Annotated in this window: 5 protein-coding genes; 1 reads left to right on the top strand and 4 read right to left on the bottom strand. The window is 60.2% G+C overall.

What is annotated here, in order from left to right:
* Positions 1-66: 66 nt before the first annotated feature.
* The 4 genes from folK to E1180_RS03110 form a co-directional block, all read right to left on the bottom strand.
* Complete coding sequence (gene folK / locus E1180_RS03095) at positions 67-582, bottom strand: 2-amino-4-hydroxy-6-hydroxymethyldihydropteridine diphosphokinase (RefSeq protein ID WP_155189621.1); 516 nt, start codon at positions 580-582, stop codon at positions 67-69.
* On the bottom strand, positions 583-1401 hold the full coding sequence (gene folP, locus E1180_RS03100; RefSeq protein ID WP_208996890.1) for a dihydropteroate synthase: 819 nt from the start codon (positions 1399-1401) through the stop codon (positions 583-585).
* Between the two features lie 93 nt (positions 1402-1494).
* A complete protein-coding gene (locus tag E1180_RS03105) occupies positions 1495-2700 on the bottom strand; it encodes a multidrug effflux MFS transporter (protein ID WP_208996891.1) in 1206 nt (401 codons plus the stop codon).
* Positions 2697-3158 carry a MarR family winged helix-turn-helix transcriptional regulator gene (locus E1180_RS03110; RefSeq protein WP_155189623.1) on the bottom strand — a complete coding sequence of 154 codons (462 nt, stop codon included), beginning with the start codon at positions 3156-3158 and terminating at the stop codon, positions 2697-2699. The genes E1180_RS03105 and E1180_RS03110 overlap by 4 nt, the downstream gene beginning before the upstream one ends.
* A gap of 204 nt (positions 3159-3362) precedes the next feature.
* On the opposite strand from E1180_RS03110, the gene typA reads away from it, so the two are divergent.
* Positions 3363-5186, top strand: coding sequence for a translational GTPase TypA (typA, locus tag E1180_RS03115; protein WP_155189624.1), 1824 nt, complete (start codon positions 3363-3365; stop codon positions 5184-5186).
* Positions 5187-6000 lie beyond the last annotated feature (814 nt).

The raw sequence follows: 6000 nt of genomic DNA on the forward strand, positions 1-6000 counted from the left end.
CCCGTATGGACCGGATCCCGGATGGACGGGGTTTAATCAGAAACCCCGAGGCTCTAGGCTCAGGACTTAGGCCTCCAGCTTCACCACACCTTCAAGATCCGGACATGTCAGCAAAGCTTCAGATGCCGTGCGGCCATCGGCAAGCGGGGCGTCGGGCCAGATTTCGGACAGCGGAACGAGCACAAAGGCCCGCTCGCCCATGCGCGGATGGGGCAGCTCAAGATCCGGCTCATCGACCGTTTGCGCGCCATAGAGCAACACGTCGATGTCGATGACTCTCGGCCCCCAGCGGATATCGCGCACGCGGCCGATCTCTGCTTCGATGGCAAGGCAGCACTCCAGAAGCTTGCGCGGCGGCAAGGTCGTATCGACGAGAAGGCACATGTTGCGGAAGTCATCCTGCGAAACAGGGCCCCATGGCGGGGTCCGGTAATCGGAGGACCTGGCAACCACTGTAATTCCATCTGTTGCGCCAAGGCACTCCACGGCCTTGTCCAGATGAGCTCTTGTGTCGCCGATATTTGAGCCGAGACCCAGCGCACAGCGGGTCGGAGCGGCGTTTCCGGCGGACGTATCTGTCATTTAAGCGGGAACCTTTTCAAGCCGACATGCTTCCATCATACGCGCGCAATCCGCATGCGGACGTACATCATGCACACGCACGATGTCGGCTCCCATTTGGAGCGCCATCATGTGAACGGCAAGGGACCCAAACAACCTCTCATCGGTTTCGACATTCAGCACAGCCCCGATCATCCGTTTGCGCGATGCCCCGGCCAGAACCGGCAGACCGTGTTTCTTCAAGTGATCGAACCGGTTGAGAATGACGAAATTCTGGTCGATCGTTTTGCCAAAGCCAAACCCCGGATCCAGGATCTGCTTTGAGCGCGGAATGCCGGCTTTGTCCGCAAGGCTCATGGAGACCTCGAAGAACCGGTCCATGTCCGACAGGATGTCCAGGGCGGGATCTGCTTCAAGACGGTTGTGCATCATCACCACATGGACACCGGCCTCCGCGGCTGTTTCCGGCATCGCAGGATCTTTTTGAAGCCCCCAAACGTCATTGATGATCGCAGCCCCGGCCGCGCAGGCCCGGCGCGCAATTTCCGCCTTGTAGGTATCAATGGAGACCGGAATGCCGCGTGCCACAACACCGCCGATCACCGGTTCGATCCGGGACCATTCTTCTTCGAGGGAAACAGGGGTGGCGCCCGGCCGTGTGCTTTCACCGCCCAAATCCAGTATATCCGCACCTTCGCCGATCATCTTGCGCGCATGTGCCAGCGCTGCCTCGGCAGCATTATGTCGGCCGCCATCTGAAAAGGAGTCCGGTGTCAGGTTTAAAACACCCATGACATGGGGGCGGGTGTGCGGGAGCTGATAAGCCGGGCGCTGTGCCATTGAGCCTTACCTCTTGTCGTTTTGGGACAGATGCCCGGTTGAGGCGAACTGGTCAAGCCGTGCTTTGATGGCTGTCAGCGGCACGGTAAGGGATTATTCGGCGGCGGCCGGTTCCACAATCCGGCTTTTCAGCATCAGATACGCTGCAACTCCGATGGCGGGCATGGCCGACAGGATGAATGCCTTGCCAAGCGCAGGATCTCCGATGGCGGCAACCGCAAGGCTCGCAACGATCCCGCCGCCAAATTGCAAAAACCCCATCAGCGAGGACGCTGCGCCCGCGATATGCGGAAAGGCCGCCAGCCCCTCGGTGAAACTGGCGGGCAGAACGAAGGCAAGCGCGAAGACGAACAGCATGACCGGCCCCATGACCGACACAACGCTCGGGTCGATTGTCAGTGTCGTGATGCACATCAAGGCGGATGAGAGAAGCAGCATACCCATTCCAAATGGAACGAGGCGCTTGGCATTCATATGTTTCAGCAACCGTCCGGTGATGATTGTGCCGACGATGAACGACCCGGACTGCAGGATCATGACGATGCCGAATTCGGACGGTGACAGGCCGACATCGTAGATCAGAAGAAATGGCAGCACCGTCGTCAACGCGTAAAGGTTGCCCAGTCCGCACCCGACCAGCAATCCCGGCGCCATGAAACGGGGGTCGCGCAGTAAATTGACGTAATTTGCGGCAAGGAGACGCGGATTAAGGTGTTGCAGCCCCGGATTGGGGTTCGTTTCCGATTGGAAAACGGTGACGGCCACCATCAATACGGCACCGTAGATGATCATGCACCAGAAGACTTCCTGCCAGCCGAAAATCTCAAGCACGAAGCCGCCGATGGTCGGTGAAACCGCGGGCCCAAGCGCCAGCATCATCGCAATCGTGTTCATGATCCGGGCCGATGCCTGGCCGGTAAACTGATCGCGCACCATTGCACGGGACACGGCAATGCCGATGGCAGCACCAACACCCTGAAAGCCGCGGGCGGCAATCATGAACTCAATTGTCGGTGCGAACGTGGCGAAGATACTGGAGACAACATAAAGCCCCAGGAACATGAGGGTCATGGGCTTGCGCCCGAACGCATCGGCCAGCGGACCGCAGACAAGCTGCGCAAGGGCAAATCCGACGAAATAGGCCGTAAGCGTCAACTTGATGGCGACATCCGTCGTTCCGAAGGCTTCGACCAGGGCAGGCATGGCAGGAGTGTAGAGCGCCATCGACACGGGGCCGATTGCCACCAGCCCGGCCCCCAGCAGCGATGTCCGCCGTGCGGTCATAACCGAAGAAGTCACGGCTGTTTCCATTTGGCGGCGTCCAGAAGCAGGCTGTCTTTCATCGTCTGCAAAAGCGCCTCAAGAGTCGTCTTGTCCTGATCATCCAGCCCGGACAATGCCGTAGATCTCACATCTGTAAGGGCATTTCCAATCCGCTCAAGGAGCGGGTCGGCCAGCGGTGTCAGCTCCACCAGCTTGGCGCGCTTGTCCCTGGGATCGGCGCAGCGGTTGATCAGACCAGCCTTTTCCAGGGAATCCAGGTAGCCGACAAGGGTCATCGGCTCGACATACATGGCATCGGCCAAAGCGGCCTGACGCTGGCCCGGCAGACGCCAGACATAAAACAATGTGCGCGCTTCGCCCACCGTGAGCCCGGTCTCAACTTCCGCCAAGGCCGCTTCAAACCGCCGGCGCAGCATCCGCGCCAGGTCGACGACGAGCATGGTAACACCAACATTGGGTCCCGGACGCGTCATTGCCGCTCCACAATTAATAAGGTTACCTTACGAATTAGGGGAGCACCTGCTGCCTGTCAATGCGCACAAATGACATCGCATTGCACAATCGGGACGGCACGCGTATAAAGGCGCCAAATCCGGCACCAAGCGCCGGCACGTTACACTTTCTCGAGGCAGGCTGCGGGTCCCAAATGGGCCCGCGCTGTCTTTTGGAGCCCTCTCATGAACTTGCGTAATATTGCCATCATCGCCCACGTTGACCATGGCAAAACCACTCTTATCGACGTCCTCTTGAAGAAGTCCGGGGCTTTCCGTGACAATCAGCGCACCGAAGAGCGCATGATGGACTCCAACGACATCGAGCGGGAGCGTGGCATCACCATCCTGGCCAAGGTTACGTCGCTGGTGTGGAAAGACACCCGCATCAACATCGTCGACACACCGGGCCACGCCGATTTCGGTGGCGAGGTCGAGCGTATCTTGCACATGGTCGACGGTGTGATCCTTCTGGTGGATGCCGCCGAAGGCCCGATGCCGCAGACCAAGTTCGTTCTTGGCAAGGCATTGAAACTTGGCCTGAAGCCGATTGTTGCGATCAACAAGATCGACAAGCCCGAGCAGCGCGCGGACGAGGTTCTGGATGAAGTCTTTGACCTGTTCGCCTCCCTCGACGCCAATGAAGACCAGCTCGACTTCCCGGTTCTTTACGGGTCGGCGAAACAGGAATGGATGGCGCTTGACCCGGACGGACCGCAGGACGGCATGGAACCGCTGTTCGACATGGTTCTCGACAAGGTGTCCCCGCCGGAATCCGGCGATGGTGACTTCAAGCTGCTTGCCACCACCATTGAATCCGATCCGTTCCTGGGCCGGATCCTGACAGGCCGTATCGCCTCTGGAACCGCAACGCCGAACATGCCGATCAAGGCCCTGTCGCGCGACGGAAAACAGATCGAAACGGGCCGTGTCTCCAAAATCCTCGCTTTCCGGGGCCTGGAGCGCCAGCCGATCGAAAAGGGCGAAGCCGGCGACATCGTCGCCATTGCTGGCCTGACCAAGGCGACCGTTGCCGACACGCTCTGCGCCCAGTCGATTGCCGATCCGATCCAGGCCCAGCCGATTGATCCGCCGACACTGTCCATGACGTTTAGGGTCAATGACAGCCCGCTTGCGGGAACGGAAGGCTCAAAAGTGCAGTCGCGTGTCATCCGCGAACGCCTGATGAAGGAAGCCGAGGGCAATGTTGCCTTGAAAGTGGAAGAGACCGACGAGCCGGACGCCTTTATCGTTTCCGGCCGCGGGGAACTTCTGCTGGCCATCCTGATCGAGAACATGCGCCGGGAAGGCTTTGAGCTTGGTGTTGGCCGTCCGCGCGTCGTCTATCAGTATGACGACCAAAACAACCGCCTGGAGCCGATTGAGGAAGTCATCATCGATGTTGATGAAGAATTTTCCGGCGCCGTTGTCCAGAAACTCCAGGAGCGCAAGGCCGATCTTCTGGAAATGAAACCGTCCGGCGGCGGACGCACGCGGCTTGTGTTCCATGCCCCGACGCGCGGTCTCATCGGCTATCAGGCCGAACTGATGTCCGACACGCGCGGGTCTGCGATCTTCAACCGCCTGTTCCATGCCTATGAGCCCTACAAGGGCCCGATCCAGGGCCGCCACACCGGCGTGCTCCTGTCCAACGGCACGGGCGAAGCGGTTGCCTACGCCCTGTTCAACCTGGAAGACCGCGGCCCCATGATGATCGATCCGGGCACCAAGGTCTATCCGGGCATGATCATCGGCGAGCATACGCGCGGCAACGATCTGGAAGTCAACGTCCTGAAAGGCAAGCAGCTGACCAACATCCGCTCTGCCGGCAAGGACGATGCGGTGAAACTCACCACCCCGATCCGCCTGACGCTGGAAGCTGCGTTGTCCTACATTGCCGATGACGAGCTGGTGGAAGTCACCCCGGACTCAATCCGCCTGCGCAAGGCCGAGCTCGACCCGCACGAGCGCAAACGTGCCGAACGCGCGAGCAAAAAAGAAAGCGCGTAAGGTTTCTGAGTGTCTAGGTGGCATGAGATTGAAAAGCCCGGGTCGAAAGATCCGGGTTTTTTGTTTTTGCCTCCCGCCAGCAACGGCCCTCGATCATAGCACCGCCTCTGCCCCTATTCCGTCATCCTGTGGCCCGACCATGGGACCCGGTCCGGTTCCTCGCCATAAGCACTGCTGGTTGGGAGGAAACCTCTCGGTATGGATCCCCTCACAAGGCGGGGATGACGTCCGAGGGTGGGCGTGGGGTCATGCCTCTCCCGGCAACTCTGGGAACGAATGGTCCCGGATCACATCCGGGGTTGCTTTTGGGTGCGGGAAAGCCCTGGCAATTCCCCGGATGTCACCCCGGCCTCAGCGGAGCGGAGAGCCGGGGCCCACTCGCTGTCCCGCTTGGTGGAGCCATGGCAGATTGTGCAGCCCCTCCAAGACCGAACGGGACCTGTGGCAAGTTTGAGGCAGGCTCTTAAGCCGGGCAATAACGACGGCGCGGACGAAAAAGTCTTGAACGTGCTCCAGCCGTCATCCCCGCCTCGTGCGGGGATCTACTCCACCGCTTGGCATTGGCCAGAGAACAGTTTGAGCTCATGGCCGGGCCGCCGCGCAGAGGTCCTCTCAGCACCCTCGGGTACAAATGGATCCCCGCATGAAGCGGGGATGACGGCCAGAGGGTGTGGCGGGCCCGTGCCTTTCCCGGCGGCTCTGGAAATGAGTAGACCCCGGATCAAGTCCGGGGTGACAGACTGCATATTTCGCAACGCCATCCCCCCAGCTGTCACCCCGGCCGCAGCGGAGCGGAGAGCCGGGGCCCACTCGC

The organism is Roseibium denhamense (genome assembly GCF_009711415.1).
In the GTDB taxonomy this organism is placed as follows: Bacteria; Pseudomonadota; Alphaproteobacteria; order Rhizobiales; family Stappiaceae; genus Roseibium; species Roseibium denhamense.